This window comes from Streptomyces sp. NPDC058864 (assembly GCF_042742985.1).
Classification (GTDB): domain Bacteria; phylum Actinomycetota; class Actinomycetes; order Streptomycetales; family Streptomycetaceae; genus Actinacidiphila.
Genome location: NZ_JBHYMQ010000022.1, coordinates 42968 through 63664 on the forward strand (window position 1 = coordinate 42968; position 20697 = coordinate 63664).

The window sequence follows — 20697 nt, forward strand, 5'->3', positions numbered from 1 at the left end:
GGGCGGGAGGTACACCGTTCTTCGGGGTCCGTCCCTCCGCTACCGCGAGAAGTGCTCGGCCAGCGCGTCGAGGACGGCCCGGATCGCCGGGGAGGTCCATCGTCCGCGGCGGCGGACGAGGTGGACGGGCACGTCGGGGAGGTGGGGCCCGGGGACGGCGGTGAGGACGCCGTCGCGCAGGGCGGTGCGGACGGTGGCGCGGGGGAGGACGCCGAGGCCGAGGCCCGCGGCGACGCAATTGCGGGCGGCCTCGCTGCTGCCGAGCCGGGTCAGCCGCGGCCGGGCGCCGGGGACGCCGAGGAGTTCGCGGGCGACGCGGTCGCTGTACGAGCAGCCCTCCTCGTGGAGGAAGAAGGTCTCCCGGGCGAGTTCCTCCCAGGTGACCGGCCGGCCCGGTGCGGCCAGCGGGTGGTCGGGGGCGGCGATGAGGACCAGCGGTTCGACGGCGAGCCGGCGGGCCGTCATGTCGGGCAGGGCGACCTGGTCCTCCAGCAGCAGGGCGGCGTCGAGCCGGCCGGCCCGCAGCCCCTCCACCGCCGAGTCGGTGCCCGCCGGGTGGAGGTGGACGTCGATGCCGGGGTGCGTACGGCGCAGGGCGGCGACGATCCGGGGCACATGGGTCGAGCAGAGCGTGTCACCGGCGCCCAGGACGACGGTCCCGCCGGAGCGGGCGTCCCCGGCCGCCGTGCCGCGCAGGCGCGTCTCCGCTTCGAGGACGTCCTCGGCCTCCGTCATCAGCCGCCGCCCGGCGCCGGTGAGCCGCGCGCCGCGCGGCATGCGGTCGAAGAGCCGTACGCCCAGCTCCTTCTCCAGGGACTTGATCTGCGCCGTCACGGTGGACTGCGACAGGTGCAGCTCGGCGGCCGCGCCGGTGAAGTTCCCCGTCCTCGCCAGGGTGAGGAAGGTGGTGAGCAGTCGGGTGTCCACGGCTCGACCGTAGTCCCCGCCGCGCGATCGGACACATCAATCGTTGTGATGGAGAACCATCGTTTCCGTCGATGAATCAGGTGTGACAGCGTGGACGGCATGACAACCGGAACCGGTACCGACGTGCTGCGCTACACCGCCTTCAGCTCCGACCCCGCGGGCGGCAATCCGGCCGGCGTCGTCCTCGACGCCTCGGACCTCGACGAGCCGCGCATGCTCGCCCTCGCCGCCGAGGTCGGCTACTCCGAGACGGCGTTCGTCACGGCCGCGGACCCCGCCCGCCGGCGGTTCACCCTGCGCTACTTCAGCCCCCTCGCGGAGGTCGACTTCTGCGGGCACGCGACCGTCGCGACGGCCGTCGCGCTGGCGGAGCGCATCGGCCCCGGCGAGCTGGTCTTCGACACCCCTGCGGGGGAGATCCCGGTGCTCACGGCCGCGGACGGCGAGGGGGCGCTGCACGCCACGCTCACCAGCGTGCCGACGCGGTCCCGTCCGGCCGCGGACGCCGAACTGGACGCGGCGCTCGCCGCGCTGGGCTGGGAGCGGGGCGAGCTGGACCCGGCGCTGCCGCCGCACGTGGCCTTCGGAGGGGTCCACCACCTGGTGCTCGCCGCCGCCGACCGGGCCCGGCTGGCGGACCTGGCGTACGACTTCGACGCTCTCGCCGCGGTGATGCGCCGCCACGGGTGGACCACGGTGCACCTGGTCTGGCGCGAGGCCCTGCACCGCTTCCACGCCCGCGACCCCTTCCCGGTGGGCGGGGTCGTCGAGGACCCGGCGACCGGCGCGGCCGCGGCGGCCTTCGGCGGCTACCTGCGGGAGCTCGGCCTGGTGCCGGAGGCGGCCCGGGTGGTGGTGCGGCAGGGCGAGGACATGGGCCGCCCGAGCGAGCTGCTGGTGGCCGTCGATCCGCGGGACCCCAGGGTGCGGGTGACCGGCCGGGCGGTGCCGCTGCCCGCGCCGCCGGTCACGGGGCCCCGGGCTGTCTGATCCAGCCGATGGAACGCTCGACGGCGCGCTGCCAGTTCTCGTACTCGGCCTCGCGGCGCCCGGGGTCCATGTCGGGCAGCCACTGCCCGGCGCGGTGCCAGTTGTTCCGCAGCACCTTCAGGTCCGGCCAGTAGCCGGAGGCGAGGCCGGCGGCGTAGGCGGCGCCCAGGGACACCGTCTCGGCGACCATGGGGCGGACCACGGGGACGTCGAGGACGTCGGCGATGAACTGCATGAGCAGGTTGTCCGCGGTCATGCCGCCGTCGACCTTGAGCTCCTTCAGCCCGAGCTGGGAGTCGGCGTTCATGGCGTCGACGACCTCGCGGGTCTGCCAGCCGGTGGCCTCCAGGACGGCCCGGGCGAGGTGCCCCTTGGTGATGTACGAGGTGAGGCCGACGATGACCCCGCGGGCGTCGCTGCGCCAGTGCGGGGCGAAGAGACCGGAGAAGGCGGGCACGATGTAGCAGCCGCCGTTGTCCTCGACGGTGCGGGCGAGGGTCTCGATCTCCGGAGCGCTGTTGATCAGCCCGAGGCGGTCGCGGAACCACTGCACCAGCGAGCCGGTCACGGCGATCGAGCCCTCCAGGGCGTAGACCGCCGGCTGGTCGTCGATCTTGTACGCGACCGTGGAGAGCAGCCCGTGCCGCGACCTGATCATCTTGGAACCGGTGTTGAGCAGCAGGAAGCTGCCGGTCCCGTAGGTGCACTTCGCCTCGCCGGGGGAGAAGCAGGTCTGGCCGAAGAGCGCCGCCTGCTGGTCGCCCAGGGCGGCGGTGATGCGGACCCCGGGCAGGACGGTCCGGGCCGCGCCGTAGTTCTCGGCGGAGGCGTGGATCTCCGGCAGCATCGCACGGGGGACGCCGAAGAAGTCCAGCAGCTCCTGGTCCCAGGTCAGCGAGCGGATGTTCATCAGCATGGTGCGGCTGGCGTTGGTGGCGTCGGTGATGTGCAGGCCGCCCTCGGCCCCGCCCGTCAGGTTCCAGATCAGCCAGGTCTCCATCGTCCCGAAGAGCAGTTCGCCGTCGCGGGCGCGCTGCTCGAGCCCGGGCACCTCGTCGAAGAGCCAGCGGATCCGCGGCGCGGAGAAGTAGGTGGAGGGCGGCAGGCAGCAGCGTTCGAGGAAGAAGCCGTCGCCGGGGTCCTTGCGCAGCCGCTCGACGAGGGGCGCGGTACGGGTGTCCTGCCAGACGATGGCCCGGCCCAGCGGTACGCCCGTTCGCGGGTCCCACAGCACGGTCGTCTCCCGCTGGTTGGCGATGCCGATCGCGGCGACCTCTTCCGGCGCTATCTCGGCGGAGGAGAGCGCCTGCGGCACGATGCGCTCGAGGTTGCGCCAGATCTCCAGGGCGTCGTGCTCGACCCAGCCGGGCCTGGGGAAGTGCTGCTGGTGCTCGCGCTGGGCGACCGACACCAGGCGGCCCCGGTGGTCGAAGAGGATGCATCGGGTGGAGGTGGTGCCCTGGTCGATGGACAACACATACCGTTCAACCATGATCGGGGCCTGCTTTCCGATGCTTTCCGATGCTCTCCGGTGCTTCAGCCGTGTTCACCGTGTTCGTGGTGTGCGCCGATTCCTTCGTGCCGGTGCGCGGGCGGGCCTCACCAGCGGGCGGCGCCGAGGTCTCTGGAGATCGCCCTTGCCGCCTCGCGGAGCAGCGTGACCAGCGACGCCAGGGGGCGGCCCTTGGTGTCGCAGATCCTCTCGACCGGGCCGGACAGGCCGATCGCGCCGACGACGAGGCCGCCCGAGCCGCGGATCGGGGCCGAGACCCCGGCCTCGCCCATCGACATCTCCTGCACCTCCGCCGCCCAGCCCTGCTCGCGGACCTCGGCGAGGGCCCGGGTCAGGTCCTCCGGGACCACCAGGGTGTGCCGGGTGTACGCCTCCAGTTCCTCCTTCAGCAGCGGCTCCAGCGGTGCCGCCCCGTACGCCAGCAGGATCTTGCCGAGCGACGAGGCGTGCAGCGGCAGCAGCGCGCCGACGTCCAGGGTCTGCAGGCTGTCGTCCGGCCGGAAGACGTGGTGGACGACGAGTACCTGGCCCTCCAGCGGGGTGCCGAGGCGTACCGCCTCGCCGCTGCGGGCGGCCAGCGCGTCGGCCCAGTTGATCGACCGGGACCGCAGTTCGTTGACGTCCAGGTAGCTGGTGCCCAGGTGCAGCAGGGCCGCCCCGAGCTGGTACTTCCCGGTCGCCGGGTCCTGCTCGACGAAGTCCACGTGCTGGAGGGTGCGCAGGATGCCGTGGGCCGTGCCCTTCGCCAGGCCGAGCGAGGCGGCCACTTCGCCCAGCCCGAGCCGGCGGGGACCGCCGGCCAGGAGCCTGAGGATCGCCGCCGCCCGTTCGATGGACTGGAGCGGGCCGGCCATACGTCGATGCTATCCCCGGCGACGACGATGGGCATCAGCGCATTTCCGCAGGTCGTTCGGCCTGCGAGGGCGGCGTTCGATAATGACGACCCCGATTCATTGACCGGCGATGTCCCGTCTCGGAAGCTTTCGTCCAGGTCCGGGAGTCCACCCGGCGGGACTCCCCTGGGAGGAGGACACCATGGCGGCAGAGCCCGAGACGATGCCGCAGCGCGAGGACGTGCACGTCTGCGCGCTGTCGCACATCCCCGGTGCCCTGTCCGTGGTGCGCCGGCGGGTACGGGGCGTGCTGGCGGAGTGGGAACTGTGCCCGGAGCTCGCCGAGGACGCGCTGCTGGTGATATCGGAGCTGACCACGAACGCGATCGTGCACGCCGACGGCCCCGCCTCCCTGCGCATCTGCTGGACGGAGGTCGACGGGCGCAGCGCCCTGCGCATCGAGGTGACCGACTCCGGCCCGTCGGTCCGACCGTGCATGCCGGGGGGATCGACCGACCCCGACGAGCACGGCCGGGGCCTCGGCATCGTCAACGCCCTTTCGACCCGCCACGGCATCCGTGCCGACTGCGCCGGATTCACCCGCTGGGCGGACCTGGTCACCGCCTGAGGCGCCGCCGGCGGGGCAGGACCGCCGCCCGTGCCCGGGGCGGGCGGCGGGTCGTTCCGCGCGGCGCGCCGGAGCCGGGCTTACGGTGCCGCTCATGGCACTGACCATTCGCAACCAGATCGACGGCAAGGTCGCCTCGGTGGTCCCGGGCGAGGTGATGGCCGTGGTCACCGTCCGCCTCGACGGCGGGGGACCGGACTTCACGGCGGCCGTGACGGCCGAGGCCGTGCGGGAACTCGGCATCATCCCCGGCGGCGGGGTGACCGTGCTGATCAAGGCGACGGAGGTCTCCCTCGCCACGGCCCCGGTGCATGGCATCAGCATCCGCAACCGGATCCCCGGGACCGTCACCGCCGTGACGCCCGGCGAGGCCATGGCGACCGTGCGGATCGCCTTCGGGGGCGGCCGCGAGCTGACCGCCGTGATCACCCGGGAGGCCCTCGACGAGCTCGGCGTCGCCGAGGGCGCCGAGGTCGTCGCGCTGGTCAAGGCGACCGACGTGTCGCTGGCGACCTGAGCGCACGAGGGACCTCCACGCCCTACCCGAGGTACGCCGGGGCCAGGGCCGCCGTCATCATGCGGCGGGCCGAGCCGGTGCCGTCGGCGGGCACCGTCCACAGGTCCGCGCCGAAGTCCCCGGCGAGGGCGTAGACGAGCGTGTGGTCGTCGCGCCAGACGACCTGGTCGTCGACACTGCGCCGCTCGGCGAGCGGGGTCTCGCGCATGGTGGCCAGGTCCAGGACGTACAGCCGCCACGGCGCGTCGGGGGAGAGGCCCGCGACGCGCTTCTTGAAGACGAGCCGGGTGCCGTCGGGCGAGAGCGAGGGGCACTCGACGTTGCTGCGCAGCGTCCGGACGGAGCGGGCCGTGATGTCGCCGCGGACGAGGTAGGTACGGCCGGCGGTGCCGAGGGTGGCGTAGAAGTGGGTGTCGTCGGAGAAGGTCACGCCCCAGAAGTTGACGTCGGCGGCGTGGTAGGGCCGGCCGTCCTTGGTGATCCGGAAGTCCTCGAGGTTCTTCACCAGGGCCCAGGTACGGGTGTCCAGGACGGATGTGCGGGTGGAGAAGTTCGTGCCCGCGTAGGAGTCGCCCCCGACGAACACCGTCCAGGCGACCATGCGCCCGCTGGGCGAGACCCGGGCCCGGGTCGGGATGCCCGCGAGGGGGAAGCTGCGCAGCTCGCGCAGCCGGGCGTCCAGCACGACGGCGCGGTAGCTGTCCTGGACGGCGCCCTTGACCGACTGCAGGCAGATCCCGGTGCCCGCGGCGGCGTAGAAGCGCAGGCACTTGACGTCGGATGCGGTGCGCGCGGCCCCGGGGCTGCCGGCCGGGACGGTGGCCAGTTCGTCCCGGTGCGGGCCCCACGCCATGTTGCGGAACACCATGCGGGGCGCGTCCGGGGCCAGCGTCACCGTTCCGGCCGTGACTGCGGGTCCGCCGGCCTGCGGGCGGTCCTTCTCCGCCGCGCGGTCGGCGGCGCGCAGTACGGACACGGCGGCGACGGCGGCCAGCGCCGCCACGGCGGCGAGCAGCACGAACAGACGGCTGCGGGTGTTCATGGGGGGCCTTTCCTCGGTGGTCACGTGCTCTGCGCCGGACGCAGGTACGCGGCGCAGGCCGCGCACGCCGTCAGCGCCAGCACGGCGGTGGTGAGGGCCGTGCGGTCGCCCCAGGCCGTCCAGGCCGCGCCGAAGGCGAGGGAGGCGGCGAAGCGGGCCGTGGCCTGCCCGGTCTGGACGAGGGCGAGTCCGGCACCGCGCAGCTCGTCGGGTACGGCGGTGGACGCGGCGGCCATCAGCACCCCGTCGGTGGCGGCGTAGAAGGCGCCGTGCAGCAGCAGGACGGCGTACACCGGGCCGTGCGCGAGCAGCAGCCCGTACGCGGCGAGCAGGGCGACGTGCCCCGCCAGGAACATCCGCCAGCGGCCCATGCGGTCGGCCAGCCGCCCCAGCGGCATCGCGAGCAGCAGGAAGGACGCAGCGGTGCCCAGGGGGAGCAGCGCGAACCAGCGGTCGGGCACGCCGAGACGGTGCTGGAGCAGCAGGTAGACGAAGGAGTCGCTGACCGTCGACAGGCCCAGCAGCGTCGCGCAGACCGTCAGCCGCCGCACGTCCCGGCGGCGCAGCAGCGCCAGGGAGGCCCGCAGCGTGGGCCTGGGGGAGTCCGCGGACGCGGGAACGTCTGACGCGGACGCGGACGCGGAGGCGGAGGCGGACGCGGGAGCCGCGCCGCGGCCGCCCGGCACGAAGAGCAGCAGCACCAGCACGCCCACGGCGGCCACGCAGGAGCTCACCGTGAAGACGGCGTCGTACCCCTCGGCGGCCTGCCGCAGGATGAGGAACGCCACCAGCGGCCCCAGCAGCGCCCCGGCGGTGTCCATGGCGCGGTGCACGCCGAAGGCCCGCCCGCGCGTCTCCGGCGCGGACGACAGCGAGATCAGCGCGTCCCGCGGTGCGGTGCGCAGCCCCTTGCCGGTGCGGTCGACCGCGAGGACGGCACCGATCAGGGGCAGGCTGTGGACCAGGAGCAGCGCGGGCTTGCACAGGGCCGACAGGCCGTAACCGACGGCCGCGACGGCCTTGTGCCGGCCACCGCCCCGGTCGGCGAGGTGGCCGCCGACCAGCCGCACCAGCGCGCTGAAGCCGTTGTAGACGCCGTCGAGCAGGCCGAAGCCGAGCGGGGAGAGTCCGAGCCCGGCGACCAGGTAGAGGGGGAGCACGGCGGTGACCATCTCCGACGAGACGTCGGTGATCAGGCTGACGGTGCCCAGGACGAGGACGGTGGGGGCGACGGCGGTGGCCCGGGGCCCGGGACGCGACGCGTCCCGGACCCCGGTGCCGGCTCCGCCGCGGCTGTCCGCGACGTACACGCCGGCCTCAGCTCGCCCAGATGCCGGTGATGTCCGAGGCGGAGGCGGCGTTGCCCGCGTGCGTGCTCAGACCCGCCAGGTCCTCCAGCGTGCGGAGCATGTTGTAGTGGTTGTAGGTCGTCGCGGACGACGAACCGGCCTTGACCGGCTGGCCGTACAGCACGGTCGGGATCTTGTTGCCGCTCAGCCGGTTGTCCTCGTCGAAGGTGACGACGAGCAGGCTGTTGTGGGTCTTCGCCCAGGTCGCGTACGCGCCCAGCTTGTTCTTCAGCCAGGTGTCACCGGTGGAGACCGAGCAGTCGTGCATGTCGCTGCACAGGTTCGGCACCACGAAGGAGACCTTCGGCAGGGTGGTGAAGTCCGTCGGGAACTGCGCGAAGGTCTTCGCCGTCGACGTCGGGACGTTCTTGAAGGCGAACCACGGGTTGTGCTTGCGCGCGTAGTCGCCGCTGCTGCAGGTGGTGGAACCCTGGCTGGGCAGCGTCTCGTTGTAGCTTGCCCAGCTCTTGCCCGCGGCGATCAGCTCCGAGGCGAGGTTGGCGGCCGAGCTGAAGCCCGGGGTGTAGCAGCCGTCGTCGGTGACGCCCTGGTTGCCGCCCGAGAAGATCTGCAGGTAGTTGGGCTGGCTCGGGTGCGTGACGCCGTACGACTGCGTCAGGTTGGCGCCGCCGGCCTTCAGCGTGTTGTTGATGTAGGGGGCGCTGGAGTTTCCGATGACCTGGTTGTAGGCGTGGTTCTCGAGCATCACCACGACCACGTGGTCGGGGCTCGGCACGTTGCCGGCCGCGTGGGCGGTCTCGGACCCGCCGAGCCCGGCCCACAGGCCGAGGGAGGCGGCGGCGACGCCGAGGACGGAAGTGAGGGCGGTGACGGTGCGACGGGGACGGGGCAGGGACCAGCCGGACACGGCGGACCTCCGTAAAGGGGGGACGGGGAATGGCGCCGCGCCAGGTTAGGAGGGGGCCGGGGACGCCCGAAGCACCGCCGAAGTGAAGGTCCGGGGAACGGTCCGTACGTTCTGGATCTTGAGGTCAAGTGCAGGTAAAAGGGCCCGGGGAGCGCAACTCGCGCTCCCCGGGCCCTTGCTGTCAGGACGTCACTTGACGTACGTGATGCCGTCCGTGGTGATCGCCGGGCGGCCGGAGGTGCCGACGACGACGATCTTCAGCGTGTGCTTGGCGCTGGTGCTCCAGGACTTGGACCAGATCGTCTGCCGGTAGGCGGTGGTGGAGGACTTGAGGTCCACCGTGGCCGTCTTGACCCCGTCGACGTAGACGTACACCTGGCCGGAGGTCGAGGCCCGGGACACCACCCAGCCGACCGAGCGGCCGGTGAACGTCCAGGTCAGGCTGGCGTTCTTCGAGGACGAGGTGTAGGACTTCCCGCCGAGGTAGCTGGTGGAGCTCTTCGTCGACCACGTACCGCTCTTGGTCGCCGAGGTCTCCTGCAGGATCGCCGCCGTGCGGCTCACCGAGGCGGTGGTGTAGTTGCCGGCCGCGTCGGTGGCCTTCAGGCCGTACGTGACCGCGGTGTTCGCCTTGCCCGTGGTGCTCCACGACGTGGTGGTCGGACCGAAGGTGGCCGTGCTGGGGGCGGTCGCCGCGACGCTCTTGAGCGCGCCGCTGTCGGAGGCCTTCCAGCTCACGGAGACCGGCACGGAGGTGCTGGACACCGTGGCGTTGCGGATCTTCACCTCGGGCGCGGTGGTGAACGACGGCTTGGTCGTGTCGCCGACCACGGTGTACGAGCTCGCCGACGTCGCCGTCTTGTTGCTCATGTGCACCGCCCGCACGGTCACGGTGTGCTTGCCCGCGGCGACCGTGATCGGCGCGGAGGTGGCGGTGGCCTTGGCGGTGGCCGCGACCTTGCCGTCCACGAGCACCTCGAACCGCTTCAGGACGGCCGTCGGGGTGCTCTCCTTCCAGGCCACCGTCGCCGTGCCCTTGGTGTAGTACGAGGTCCCGGAGAGCGTGGCGCCGGTGACGCCGTTCAGCGTCGGCGCGGCCACGCCGGAGGAGTAGGAGCGGATCGTGGGCACCTTGGCGTACAGGTCGGTGCCGGGGCACTCGGTGGCGAACCCGTCGCGGTGGCCGGAGATCGGGTAGAACGCCTTGCCGTTGACGGTCTGGGTCTTCGTGCCGGGGTTGGGGGCGATGTTCTTCAGGCCCAGCTTCCAGGTGGCGAGGGCGGTGACCGAGCCCAGCATCTGGGAGGTCATCGGCGTGGCCTTGGAGACGTACTTGTCGGTCTGGAAGTAGCCGATGACCGCGATGCCCGCCGTGCCGGTGTTGTAGCCCTCGGTCTGGGCGCCCACCACGGGACGGTCCACACCGCCGTAGCGGCCCTCGTAGATCGTGCCGCACTTGTCGACGAGGAAGTTGTAGCCGATGTCCCGCCAGGTCTGGCTGACGTGGTACGCGTAGATCTGCCGGATGATGCTCGGCGAGTCGGTGCAGCTGTAGTCACCGCTGTGCGTCGTGGCGTTGTACGTCGCGGTGTGGTGCACGAAGACCACCTGCACCCCGTTGGGCGCGTAGTCCGGCTCCGTCTGCTCGCGGAGCTTCTCGTCGGCGCCCCAGCCCGCGCGCGTGACGATGGGCGGCTTGGGCACGGTCGAGGTGGGCGGCGCGGACGTCGTCGGGGAGCTCGTCGCGGGCGGGCTGCTGCTCGCCGGGGCGGAACTGGCCGGCGCGGAGGTGACCGGGGTGCTCGGCGCGGTGGTCGACGGCTCCGTCGTGGCCGGCGTGGTCGGCGTGGTCGTCTCGGACGGCGACGACGTCTCCGTGGGGTCCGCGCTCGGCGACGCGGTGTCCTCGGCGTCGGCGGCGAACGCGGCGGGCGCCATCGCCACGTCGACGGTGCTCTTCTTGTCGCTCTCGCCGACGAGGGCGAGCTTCATCCCCTTCGGGATGCCGGCCGCGCCCTTGCCGGACCGCACGCGGACCTGCACGCCGTCCGACCAGCCCACCCACAGCGGAGGCGTGCCGCCACGCCCCGCGGACTCGGTGCCGGCGTCCGGCGCGTCGTCGTTGTGCGTCTCGATCCCGAACCAGTCGGACCACGTACCGGTCTTCTGCGTCCGGACCCGCAACTGCACCGTGCCGTCCAGCTCCGCCTTGGGGTCGTCCCACGTCACGCCGACCGTGCCGAAGGCGTCCGTGCGCTGCTGGGGCAGCTCCCGCTCGCCCCCGGTGCCCTTCAGCGCCAGCGAGTCCACCTTGGTGCGCACCGGCCCCTTGGAGGCGGCCGACGAGGCGGTCCCCTCCGGGCCGCTCGCCACGGAGGCGGCGGTCACGACACCGGCCCCTCCGAGTACGACCGCCCCGACCGCGAGCCACGCACGCCCGCGCAGACGTATTCGTCGCATGTTCTCTTCCCCCGCCCCGTCCCACCCCTGGGTAGCCGTGGGTACCGTTGGTTGACTTTTTAAACCTCAGAAACAGCAAGCGCTTTATACCAGAGGCGCCGGACCGCCCTCACCTCGCCGGACAATCAGCGCCAAAGCGGCATACCGCCAGGTAACAGAGCCGGGGCCGGGCGGATACTCTCTCTAGGGCGGATCGGGCCGGCCGGGAGCACCGGGAAAGGCAGGCGGCGTGCTGGAAGGGCGACGGGACACCAGGTTCGGGCGGCTGCTGCGGCACGGCTTCAGCGACGCCGTGGCCGCCGAGGCGCTGCTGGGCGGCGAGCAGCTCGCCCCGGTCCGCAGCGATCCGGTCCTGCTTGACGCGCTGGGCGCCACCGCGGACCCCGACCAGGCGCTCGCCTCCCTCGTACGGCTCGTCGAGGCCCTCGACCCGGGGGAACGGCGCACCCTCCTCGACACGCTCACCACGGCCAAGCCGCTGCGCGACCGGCTGCTCGGGGTGCTGGGCGCCTCCGCGGCCCTGGCCGACCACCTGGCCCGGCATCCGCGCGACTGGCACGCCCTGGTCACCTACGAGCATGCCGACCTGCACCCGGGGACCACGGAGTTCGAACGGGGGCTGGCCGGGGCCGACGACCCCGAGTCGCTGCGCGTCGCCTACCGGCGCTGCATGCTGGGCATCGCAGCCCGGGACGTGTGCGGCACCAGCGACCTGGTGCAGACCGCCGCGGAGCTCGCCGACCTGGCCACCGCGACGTTGCGCGCGGCCCTGGCCATGGCCGAGGCGGAGGCGCCGGGCGACACCGCGCTGTGCCGGCTCGCGGTGATCGGCATGGGCAAGTGCGGCGGCCACGAGCTCAACTACATCTCCGACGTCGACGTCATCTTCGTGGCCGAGGCCCGTCCCGACGCCGAGGAGGCCAAGGCCCTGCAGGCCGCCACCCGGCTGGCCTCGCGCATGATGCGGATCTGCTCCGACACCACCGTCGAGGGCAGCATCTGGCAGGTCGACGCCAACCTGCGCCCCGAGGGCCGGCGCGGCCCGCTGGTGCGCACCCTCTCCAGCCATCTGGCCTACTACAAGCGCTGGGCCAAGACCTGGGAGTTCCAGGCGCTGCTCAAGGCCCGCCCGGTCGCGGGCGATCCGGCGCTCGGCCAGGAGTACGTCGAGGCGCTGTCGCCCATGGTGTGGCAGGCCGCCGAGCGCGACCACTTCGTCCAGGACGTCCAGGAGATGCGGCGCCGGGTCGTGGAGAACATCCCCGTCGCGCACGTCGACCGCGAGCTGAAGCTCGGCCCCGGCGGCCTGCGGGACGTGGAGTTCGCGGTGCAGCTGCTGCAGCTGGTGCACGGCCGCACCGACCCGTCGCTGCGCAGCGGCACCACCCTGACCGCGCTGTCCCAGCTCGCCGCCGGCGGTTACGTGGGGCGCGCGGACGCGGCGGCACTCGACACCTCGTACCGCTTCCTGCGAACGATGGAGCACCGCATCCAGCTGCACAAGCTGCGCCGCACCCACCTGGTGCCGGAGGACGTGGCCGACCTGCGGCGGCTCGGCCGCTCCCTGGGCTTCCGCGCAGACCCGGTGACGGAGCTGCAGCGGGAGTGGCGGCGGCACGCCCGGGAGGTGCGCCGCCTCCACGAGAAGCTGTTCTACCGGCCGCTGCTCGACGCGGTCGCCCAGCTCGCCCCCGGCGAGGTGGGCCTGTCCACGGACGCGGCCAAGCAGCGTCTGGAGGCACTCGGCTACGCCGACCCCGCGGCCGCCCTGCGCCACCTGGAGGCGCTGGCCTCGGGGGTCAGCCGCAAGGCGGCCATCCAGCGGACCCTGCTGCCGGTGCTGCTCGGCTGGTTCGCCGACTCCGCGGACCCCGACGCGGGCCTGCTGAACTTCCGCAAGGTCAGTGACGCCCTGGGCCGTACTCCCTGGTACCTGCGGCTGCTGAGGGACGAGGGCGCCGCCGCCGTCAACCTCGCGCGGGTGCTGTCCTCCGGGCGGCTCGCCCCCGACCTGCTCATGCGGGCCCCCGAGGCGGTCGCCCTGCTCGCGGACGACGAGGGGCTGCAGCCGCGCACCCGCGGTGCCCTGGACCAGGAGGTGCTGGCCGCGGTCCACCGCGCGGACTCCGCCGAGCAGGCCGTCGCCGCGGTCCGCGGAGTGCGCCGTCGCGAGCTGTTCCGCACCGCCGCCGCGGACCTGGTCGGAGTCCACCGCGACGACCCCGACGCCATCGGAGCCGCCCTCACCGACCTCAACGCCGCCGCCGTCACCGGGGCCCTCCAGGCCGCGGTGAACGCCGTCGAGGTGGCGGACGGGGAGCCCCTGCCGACCCGGTTCTCCGTCATCGGCATGGGCCGCTTCGGCGGACGCGAACTGGGCTACGGATCCGACGCGGACGTCCTGTTCGTCCACGAGCCGCACGAGGGCGCCGACGAGCACCGGGCCGCCAAGGCCGCGCTGAAGGTCGCCAACGAGCTGCGCCGGCTGCTGCAGATCCCCACCACCGACCCGCCGCTGCTGATCGACGCCGACCTGCGGCCCGAGGGCAAGAGCGGACCGCTGGTGCGCACGCTCGGCTCGTACGCCGCCTACTACCGGCGCTGGTCGCTGGTCTGGGAGAGCCACGCCCTGCTCCGCGCCGACCCGGTCGCCGGGGACGAGGACCTGGGTGCCCGCTTCATCGGCCTCGTCGACCCGCTGCGCTACCCGGCCGACGGGCTGCCGGAGGAGGCGGTCCGGGAGATCCGGCGGCTCAAGGCCCGCATGGAGTCCGAGCGTCTGCCGCGTGGCGCGGACCCGACGACCCACGCCAAGCTGGGGCGGGGCGGGCTCAGCGACGTCGAGTGGACCGTGCAGCTGCTGCAGTTGCAGCACGGGGCGGAGTTCCCCGGGCTGCGGACCACCCGTACCCGGCCGGCGCTGGCCGCGGCCGCGGCGGCGGGACTGGTCCCCGCCGAGGACGCCGAGGTCCTGGACGCCGCCTGGATCCTGGCGAGCCGGATGCGCAACGCCGTCATGCTCGTCCGGGCCCGCGCCGGCGACACCTTCCCCGGCGACGGCAAGGAACTCGCCGCGGTCGGGCGCTACCTCGGCTACGAGCCGGGGCACGTGGGCGACATGGTCGAGGAGTACCGCCGGGCCACGCGCCGCGCCCGCGCGGTGGTCGAGCGCCTCTTCTACGGCACGTAACCCGGGTACTGGCCCGCGCCCGCCGCCCGCCTACGCCGTGGCGACCCGCACCTGGCGCGGCAACCGGTAGGCGAGGCCGCCGTAGACGGCCCAGGAGGCGGCGAAGCCGACGCCGAGGCAGAGGGTGCCGCCGGCGGCGTCCAGCCAGAAGTGGTTGGCGGTGGAGACGATGACGAGCAGGGTGACGACCGGGTAGAGCACGCCCAGCACCCGCACCCAGGCCCGCCGCGCGAGCATGGCCACGGTGATGCCGCACCACAGCGACCAGCCGATGTGCATCGAGGGCATGGCCGCGTACTGGTTGGAGACGTGCGCCAGGTCGCCCGACGCCATCGACCCCCAGGTGTGGTGGATCTTCACGGTGTCGATGAACCCGCCGCCCTCCATCAGCCGGGGCGGCGCCAGGGGGAAGAAGTAGTAGCCGAGCAGTGCGATGCCCGTCGTCACGAACAGGACCAGCCGGGTCGGCGCGTAACGTCCGGGATGCCTGCGGAAGAGCCAGACGAGCACCGCCAGGGTGACGATGAAGTGGAGCGTCGCGTAGTAATAGTTCATCCCGACGATGAGCCACGTTACGGAGTTCACGGCATGATTGACCGCGTGCTCGAAGGCGAGCCCGAGGGACTGCTCGAAGCCCCAGACGTGGCTCGCGTTCCGCATGGCGTCGTCCTGCTGCTCCGGTACGGCGTTGCGCACCAGTGAGTAGATCCAGTAGCTGATCGCGATCAGCAGGATCTCGAACCACAGCCGGGGACGGCGTGGTGCCAGCAGTCCGTTGCCCGTCGTCGCTCCATCGGCGTCACGGGAATCGATGGAGCGCGGTGGTACGCCGCCACTGCGGTGGGCCATGATCTTCGCGGTCGATTCCCCCATGGGGCGATAGTCTGCCATGCGGTCCGGTGCCGCCCGATCAACCCCCGGTGGGATTCCGTGCATCCCGCGTACGCCTCCCGGCCGACTGCTGTACGGGTACGGCTGCCCCCGCCTTGGGACCTGATGCCGTCGAGCCGCGGACGACCAGTTCGGGCAGGAAGACGAACTCGCTGTGCGGGGCCGGGGTACCACCGACCTCCTCCAGCAGCGCGCGCACGGCGGCCTGGCCCATGGCCGTGACCGGCTGCCGGATGGTGGTGAGCGGCGGATCGGTGAAGGCGATCAGCGGGGAGTCGTCGAAGCCGACGACGGAGACGTCCCCGGGGACGGACAGCCCCTGCTGCCGTGCCGCGCGGACGGCGCCCAGCGCCATCATGTCGGAGGCGCACACCACGGCCGTGCAGCCCGCGTCGAGCAGGCCGGAGGCGGCCGCCTGACCACCCTCGAGGGTGAACAGCGAGTGCTGGATACGCTCGGCCGCCTCGTCGGCGGCTATGCCGAGCACCTCCTCCATGCTGCGCAGGAAGCCCTCGATCTTGCGCTGCACGGGGACGAACCGCTTCGGACCGACCGCGAGGCCGATCCGTTCGTGGCCGAGCGCCGCCAGATGGGTGACGGCCAGACGCATGGCACCGCGGTCGTCGGGCGAGACGAACGGCGCCTTGATCCTGGCGGAGAAGCCGTTGATCAGGACGAACGGCACGCCCTGGCCGTGCAGCCGGTCGTAGCGCGCCACGTCGGCGGTGGAGTCGGCGTGCAGTCCGGAGACGAAGATGATCCCGGCGACGCCGCGCTCGACGAGCATCTCGACGAGTTCGTCCTCGGTCGAGCCGCCCGGTGTCTGGGTTGCCAGCACCGGGGTGTACCCCTGCCGGGTCAGGGCCTGCCCGATGACCTGGGCGAAGGCCGGGAAGATCGGGTTCTCCAGCTCGGGCGTGATGAGCCCGACGAGGCCCGCGCTGCGCTGCCTCAGCCGTACCGGCCGTTCGTATCCCAGCAGGTCGAGGGCGGCCAGCACGGACTGGCGGGTGGCGGCGGAGACACCTGGCTTGCCGTTGAGGACACGGCTGACCGTCGCTTCGCTCACCCCCGCCTGGGCTGCGATGTCGGCAAGCCTTGCGGTCACAGGATTGGACTGTACCGGTCGCATCTCAGATCGCCCACCAGATGCACGAATCAGCCGGAAGACGGACGGATCCGCCGGTGAAGGAGACGGGCTCGGAGGAGAGCACCGGACGCCCCGGAACGGGGAGTTGGACCGCCGCCGGATTGACGTTGACGGTGCACACCAGGCCGGGCCGGGAGAACGCCAGCACCCCCTCGGGAGCGTCCAGCCAGCGCATCGGTCCGTCGCCGAGGCCGGGCAGCTCACGGCGCAGCCGCAGGGCCGAGCGGTACAGCTCCAGAGTGGAGTCGGGGTCGCCGGTCTGCGCCTGGACGCTCAGCGCGCCCCAGTCCGCGGGCTGCGGCAGCCAGCTGCCGGCCGGGCCGAAGCCGTGGCTGGGGCCGCCGGTGGTCCAGGGGATCGGCACCCGGCAGCCGTCGCGCAGCCCGTCCTGGCCCTTGTCCCGGAAGAAGGAGGGGTCCTGGTGGACCTCGTCGGGCAGGTCGGTGACCTCGGGGAGGCCCAGCTCCTCGCCCTGGTAGACGTACACGGAGCCGGGCAGCGCGAGCATCAGCAGGGCCGCGGCGCGCGCCCGGCGCAGCCCGGCCGCGCCGTCGCCGTAGCGGGTGACGTGCCGGACGACGTCGTGGTTGGAGAGCACCCAGGTGGTGGGGGCACCCACCGAGACGGTGGCGGCGAGGGACTCCTCGATCACCGCGCGCATCGCCCCGGCCTCCCACGGGCACTGCAGGAAGTGGAAGTTGAACGCCTGGTGCAGCTCGTCCGGGCGGACGTACAGCGCCATGCGCGCGGCGTTCGGCGCCCAGGCCTCGGCGACGCCGATGCGCTCGGCCGGCAGTCCCTCCGGCCGGGGGCCGGGGGAGTAGGAGTCGAGCAGCCGGCGCCAGGAGCGGTGGATCTCGTGGACCCCGTCCTGGTCGAAGAACGGGAGCATCTGGGAGCCGATCATCTTGACCTGCTCCTTGTGCCCGATGTCGGGCAGGCCGGCCGCCTTGACCATGCCGTGGGCGACGTCGATGCGGAAGCCGTCGACGCCCAGGTCCAGCCAGAAGCGCAGGACGGCGTCGAACTCCTCGCGGACCTCCGGGTGCTCCCAGTTGAGGTCGGGCTGCTCGGGTGCGAAGAGGTGGAGGTACCAGTCGCCGTCCGAGACCCGGGTCCACGCGGGGCCGCCGAAGACCGACTCCCAGTCGTTGGGCGGTAGTTCGCCGTGCTCGCCCCGGCCGGGACGGAAGTGGTAGCGCTCGCGGGCCGGCCCCCCGCGCCGGTCCGCGAGCGCCGCCCGGAACCACGCGTGCCGGTCGGAGGTGTGGTTCGGGACGATGTCGACGATCACCCGCAGGCCCAGCTCGTGGGCGCTGCGGATGAGCGCGTCGGCGTCCGCGAGGGAGCCGAAGAGCGGGTCGACGCTGCGGTAGTCCGCGACGTCGTAGCCGCCGTCCGCCTGGGGGGAGGCGTAGAAGGGGGTCAGCCACACGGCGTCGGCGCCGAGTTCCGCCAGGTACGGCAGCCGGGCCCGGATGCCGGGCAGGTCGCCCACGCCGTCGCCGTCGCCGTCGGCGAAGGAGCGCACGTACACCTGGTAGATGACGGCGCTGCGCCACCAGCCGGGAGTGCGCCCCTCGGGGGCGGCCGGGGTCTCTTCGGTCGCGTCGTGGATGACGGGGGCGAGCTCTTGGGTCATGTCGGTCCCTCGAAAGTCGGCGCCGGTCCCTGCCGATGATTCCGATCCGCCGCGTGATCGGCAATGCCTTTCAGAAATTTGCGGAAGATCGCGTAACGGCTTCCAGGGCGGTGAGCGTCCCATGGCGCGTCTCCCGTCGGCAACTGTGAGGACACGCAGATGTAACGATCGGAAGATCTTGCAAGTCTTTGCAGCAAGGTCTTTCGTCGGGCTTTCTTCCCTGTTACGTTCCTCGACAGCCCGGCGGCCGCAACGGCGCAGTCGGCAGGGGGGACGCGGTGACGCGTCCCGCACCATCACGGGCTTTCATCCTGGAGGAGATCACATGCGGCGTGGCATAGCGGCCACCGCGCTGGTTGCGGCGCTCGGGCTCGCGGCGACGGCTTGCGGCGGCGACGACGGCGGCAGTGACAAGGCCGGCGGTCCCGTCACCATCACCTGGTGGGACACCTCGAACGCGACGAACGAGGCGCCGACCTATGAGGCCCTGGTCGCGGAGTTCGAGAAGGCGAACCCGAAGATCAAGGTCAAGTACGTCAACGTCCCCTTCGACGCGGCGCAGAACAAGTTCGACACCGCCGCGGGCAGCAAGGGCGCTCCGGACGTGCTCCGCTCCGAGGTCGGCTGGACGCCCGCCTTCGCCAAGAAGAGCTACTTCGTCGCGCTGGACGGCACCGACGCCCTCGCCGACAAGGACAAGTTCCAGGCCTCCCTGCTGAAGCAGGCCCAGTTCGAGGGCAAGACCTACGGTGTCCCGTTCACCACGGACACCCTGGCCCTGGTCTACAACAAGAAGCTGTTCCAGCAGGCCGGCATCGCCGACGCCCCCAAGACCTGGGACGACCTGAAGACCGCCGCGGGGACGATCAAGAAGAAGACCGGCGTCGACGGCTTCTGGCTGAACACCGCCTCTTACTACGCCCAGCCGTTCCTGTACGGCGAGGGCACCGACATGGTGGACACCGCTTCCAAGAAGATCACCGTCAACGGCGAGGCCGCCGCCAAGGGCCTGAAGACCTGGCAGGGCATGTTCTCCGGCGCCGGTCTGCACAAGGCCGACACCACCGCCGACTCCTACGCCCACATCCAGGACGCCTTCGTCAACGGCAAGGTCGCCGCGATCATCCAGGGCCCGTGGGAGATCACCAACTTCTACAAGGGCTCCGCGTTCGCCGACAAGAACAACCTCGGCATCGCCCCCGTCCCGGCCGGTTCCTCCGGCTCGGCCGGCGCCCCCACCGGTGGCCACAACCTCTCGGTCTACGCGGGCTCGGACAAGGCCCACCAGGAGGCCGCGATCCGGTTCGTGAAGTTCATGACCTCGGCGAAGAGCCAGACGCAGATCGCCCTGAAGAACTCGACCCTGCCGACCCGCTCGGACGCCTACACCGCCGAGGTCACCGCCGACCCGGGTGTCAAGGGCTTCCAGTCGGTGCTGTCCGTCGCCCAGCCGCGGCCGGAGCTGCCGGAGTACGGCTCCCTGTGGGGCCCGCTCGGCGAGGAGCTGACCAAGGTCGCCGGCGGCAAGGAGCCGCTGGACAAGGGCCTGGACAGCGCGGCCACCGCGATGGCCAAGCTGCTGCCCGACTACAGCAAGTGATCCCCGCGGCCGCCGGTCCCGCCCCTCACCGGGCGGGGCCGGCGGCCACCGGCTGTTCCACCCGGTAAGAAACCCCCGCAGAAGAGGGCCAACGATGACAGTCGCCGCCCAGGGCACGGTGTCCAAGTCCCGCGGTTCCCGCGGGCCGCGCCCCGGTCCGATCAAGCGCCTCAAGCGCTCCTACCAGAAGTACTGGTACGCGTACGCGATGATCGCCCCGGTGGTCATCGTGCTCGGCGTGCTGGTGGGCTACCCGCTGGCCCAGGGCTTCTACCTCACGCTCACCGACGCCAACAGCCTGAACTCGGCCCGCACCATCGGCGTCAACCACATCGACGCCACCTACGAGTTCATCGGGCTGCACAACTACGCCGACATCCTGTGGGGCCCGACGGCGTACGACCGCTTCTGGTCCCACTTCATCTGGACGGTGATCTGGACCGCGGTCTGCGTGACCCTCCACTACGGCCTGGGCATGGGCCTGGCCCTGCTGCTCAACCAGAAGCTGCGCGGCCGGACCTTCTACCGCATGATGCTGATCCTGCCCTGGGCGGTGCCGACCTTCGTCACCGTCTTCTCCTGGCGGATCATGCTCAGCGACTCGGGAGTGGTGAACTCCTTCCTCGGCGCGCTCCACCTGCCGCAGCCGCAGTGGCTGGAGGACAGCACCTTCCAGCAGATCGCCGCGATCGGCGTCAACACCTGGGTCGGCGTCCCCTTCATGATGGTGTCCCTGCTCGGCGGCCTGCAGTCGATCCCCTCGGAGCTGTACGAGGCCGCGGAGATGGACGGCGCCAACGCCTGGCAGCGCTTCCGCAACGTGACCCTGCCCGGCCTGCGCTCGGTCAGCAGCACGGTGATCCTGCTCGGCATCATCTGGACGTTCAACCAGTTCGCCATCATCTACCTGCTGTTCGGCAGCGGGGCCCCGGACGCGCAGATCCTGGTGACCTGGGCGTACTACCTCGGCTTCGGCCAGCAGCCGCGCGACTACGCGCAGTCCGCCGCCTACGGCGTCCTGCTGCTGTCCATCCTGGTCGTCTTCACCGCCTTCTACCGCCGCTGGCTCGCTCGCAACGAGCAGCTCGCCGGCTGAG

Annotated in this window: 16 protein-coding genes; 6 read left to right on the plus strand and 10 right to left on the minus strand. The window is 72.1% G+C overall.

Annotated elements, in window-relative coordinates; translation table 11 throughout:
- Positions 1-39: 39 nt before the first annotated feature.
- Positions 40-927 (minus strand): LysR family transcriptional regulator, encoded by an 888-nt coding sequence (locus tag ACFW3D_RS18935; protein ID WP_500505300.1) that lies wholly within the window; start codon positions 925-927, stop codon positions 40-42.
- A 99-nt stretch (positions 928-1026) separates the two neighbouring features.
- Here ACFW3D_RS18935 and ACFW3D_RS18940 point away from each other — a divergent pair, with 99 nt between their 5' ends.
- Entirely contained in the window at positions 1027-1917 is an 891-nt protein-coding gene (locus tag ACFW3D_RS18940; RefSeq protein ID WP_500505301.1) for a PhzF family phenazine biosynthesis isomerase, read from the plus strand.
- Here ACFW3D_RS18940 and glpK read toward each other — a convergent pair.
- Together glpK and ACFW3D_RS18950 are read right to left on the minus strand one after the other, a co-directional pair.
- Positions 1895-3409: a glycerol kinase GlpK gene (gene glpK / locus ACFW3D_RS18945; protein WP_500505302.1), complete on the minus strand. Its 1515-nt coding sequence runs from the start codon at positions 3407-3409 to the stop codon at positions 1895-1897. The two genes, ACFW3D_RS18940 and glpK, sit on opposite strands and share 23 nt — an antisense overlap.
- Positions 3410-3516: 107 nt before the next feature.
- Complete coding sequence (locus ACFW3D_RS18950) at positions 3517-4284, minus strand: IclR family transcriptional regulator (protein WP_500505303.1); 768 nt, start codon at positions 4282-4284, stop codon at positions 3517-3519.
- Between the two features lie 181 nt (positions 4285-4465).
- On the opposite strand from ACFW3D_RS18950, the gene ACFW3D_RS18955 reads away from it, so the two are divergent.
- Complete coding sequence (locus ACFW3D_RS18955) at positions 4466-4891, plus strand: ATP-binding protein (protein ID WP_500505305.1); 426 nt, start codon at positions 4466-4468, stop codon at positions 4889-4891.
- Positions 4892-4985: 94 nt separating this feature from the next.
- The gene (locus ACFW3D_RS18960) at positions 4986-5408 is read left to right on the plus strand and encodes a TOBE domain-containing protein (protein ID WP_500505306.1); all 423 of its coding nucleotides are present in this window, start codon (positions 4986-4988) and stop codon (positions 5406-5408) included.
- Positions 5409-5430: 22 nt separating this feature from the next.
- Here the strand turns inward: ACFW3D_RS18960 and ACFW3D_RS18965 are convergent, their stop codons facing one another.
- The 4 genes from ACFW3D_RS18965 to ACFW3D_RS18980 form a co-directional block, all read right to left on the minus strand.
- The gene (locus ACFW3D_RS18965; protein ID WP_500505308.1) at positions 5431-6450 is read right to left on the minus strand and encodes a TolB family protein; all 1020 of its coding nucleotides are present in this window, start codon (positions 6448-6450) and stop codon (positions 5431-5433) included.
- A gap of 20 nt (positions 6451-6470) precedes the next feature.
- Positions 6471-7760, minus strand: coding sequence for an MFS transporter (locus ACFW3D_RS18970; RefSeq protein WP_500505309.1), 1290 nt, complete (start codon positions 7758-7760; stop codon positions 6471-6473).
- 7 nt (positions 7761-7767) lie between these two features.
- Positions 7768-8667: an alkaline phosphatase family protein gene (locus ACFW3D_RS18975; protein WP_500505311.1), complete on the minus strand. Its 900-nt coding sequence runs from the start codon at positions 8665-8667 to the stop codon at positions 7768-7770.
- 189 nt (positions 8668-8856) lie between these two features.
- Positions 8857-11127, minus strand: a complete 2271-nt coding sequence (locus ACFW3D_RS18980; protein ID WP_500505312.1) for a peptidoglycan recognition protein family protein — start codon at positions 11125-11127, stop codon at positions 8857-8859.
- Between the two features lie 229 nt (positions 11128-11356).
- Here ACFW3D_RS18980 and ACFW3D_RS18985 point away from each other — a divergent pair, with 229 nt between their 5' ends.
- Positions 11357-14317 (plus strand): bifunctional [glutamine synthetase] adenylyltransferase/[glutamine synthetase]-adenylyl-L-tyrosine phosphorylase, encoded by a 2961-nt coding sequence (locus ACFW3D_RS18985; protein ID WP_500505313.1) that lies wholly within the window; start codon positions 11357-11359, stop codon positions 14315-14317.
- Positions 14318-14347: 30 nt separating this feature from the next.
- On the opposite strand, the gene ACFW3D_RS18990 is transcribed toward ACFW3D_RS18985, so the two are convergent.
- From ACFW3D_RS18990 to ACFW3D_RS19000, 3 genes are read right to left on the minus strand one after another with little or no spacing between them, the layout of a single operon-like run.
- Positions 14348-15190, minus strand: a complete 843-nt coding sequence (locus ACFW3D_RS18990; protein WP_500505314.1) for a phosphatase PAP2 family protein — start codon at positions 15188-15190, stop codon at positions 14348-14350.
- Positions 15191-15227: 37 nt separating this feature from the next.
- Positions 15228-16316, minus strand: coding sequence for a LacI family DNA-binding transcriptional regulator (locus ACFW3D_RS18995; RefSeq protein ID WP_500505315.1), 1089 nt, complete (start codon positions 16314-16316; stop codon positions 15228-15230).
- A 25-nt stretch (positions 16317-16341) separates the two neighbouring features.
- Positions 16342-18000 carry a glycoside hydrolase family 13 protein gene (locus ACFW3D_RS19000; RefSeq protein ID WP_500505316.1) on the minus strand — a complete coding sequence of 553 codons (1659 nt, stop codon included), beginning with the start codon at positions 17998-18000 and terminating at the stop codon, positions 16342-16344.
- 325 nt (positions 18001-18325) lie between these two features.
- Between ACFW3D_RS19000 and ACFW3D_RS19005 the strand changes: the two genes are divergently transcribed.
- Together ACFW3D_RS19005 and ACFW3D_RS19010 are read left to right on the plus strand one after the other, a co-directional pair.
- Positions 18326-19600: an extracellular solute-binding protein gene (locus ACFW3D_RS19005; RefSeq protein ID WP_500505317.1), complete on the plus strand. Its 1275-nt coding sequence runs from the start codon at positions 18326-18328 to the stop codon at positions 19598-19600.
- 94 nt (positions 19601-19694) lie between these two features.
- Complete coding sequence (locus ACFW3D_RS19010) at positions 19695-20696, plus strand: carbohydrate ABC transporter permease (RefSeq protein ID WP_500505319.1); 1002 nt, start codon at positions 19695-19697, stop codon at positions 20694-20696.
- Position 20697: the final 1 nt, after the last annotated feature.

Bases quoted from the DNA above. Each gene is read 5' to 3' on its own strand.
- ACFW3D_RS18940 (WP_500505301.1), top strand. From the start codon at position 1,027: ATGACAACCGGAACCGGTACCGACGTGCTGCGCTACACCGCCTTCAGC.
- ACFW3D_RS19010 (WP_500505319.1), top strand. From the start codon at position 19,695: ATGACAGTCGCCGCCCAGGGCACGGTGTCCAAGTCCCGCGGTTCCCGC.
- ACFW3D_RS18965 (WP_500505308.1), bottom strand. From the start codon at position 6,450: ATGAACACCCGCAGCCGTCTGTTCGTGCTGCTCGCCGCCGTGGCGGCG.
- ACFW3D_RS18960 (WP_500505306.1), top strand. From the start codon at position 4,986: ATGGCACTGACCATTCGCAACCAGATCGACGGCAAGGTCGCCTCGGTG.
- ACFW3D_RS19005 (WP_500505317.1), top strand. From the start codon at position 18,326: ATGCGGCGTGGCATAGCGGCCACCGCGCTGGTTGCGGCGCTCGGGCTC.
- ACFW3D_RS18955 (WP_500505305.1), top strand. From the start codon at position 4,466: ATGGCGGCAGAGCCCGAGACGATGCCGCAGCGCGAGGACGTGCACGTC.
- ACFW3D_RS18950 (WP_500505303.1), bottom strand. From the start codon at position 4,284: ATGGCCGGCCCGCTCCAGTCCATCGAACGGGCGGCGGCGATCCTCAGG.
- ACFW3D_RS18980 (WP_500505312.1), bottom strand. From the start codon at position 11,127: ATGCGACGAATACGTCTGCGCGGGCGTGCGTGGCTCGCGGTCGGGGCG.
- ACFW3D_RS18990 (WP_500505314.1), bottom strand. From the start codon at position 15,190: ATGGGGGAATCGACCGCGAAGATCATGGCCCACCGCAGTGGCGGCGTA.
- ACFW3D_RS19000 (WP_500505316.1), bottom strand. From the start codon at position 18,000: ATGACCCAAGAGCTCGCCCCCGTCATCCACGACGCGACCGAAGAGACC.
- glpK (WP_500505302.1), bottom strand. From the start codon at position 3,409: ATGGTTGAACGGTATGTGTTGTCCATCGACCAGGGCACCACCTCCACC.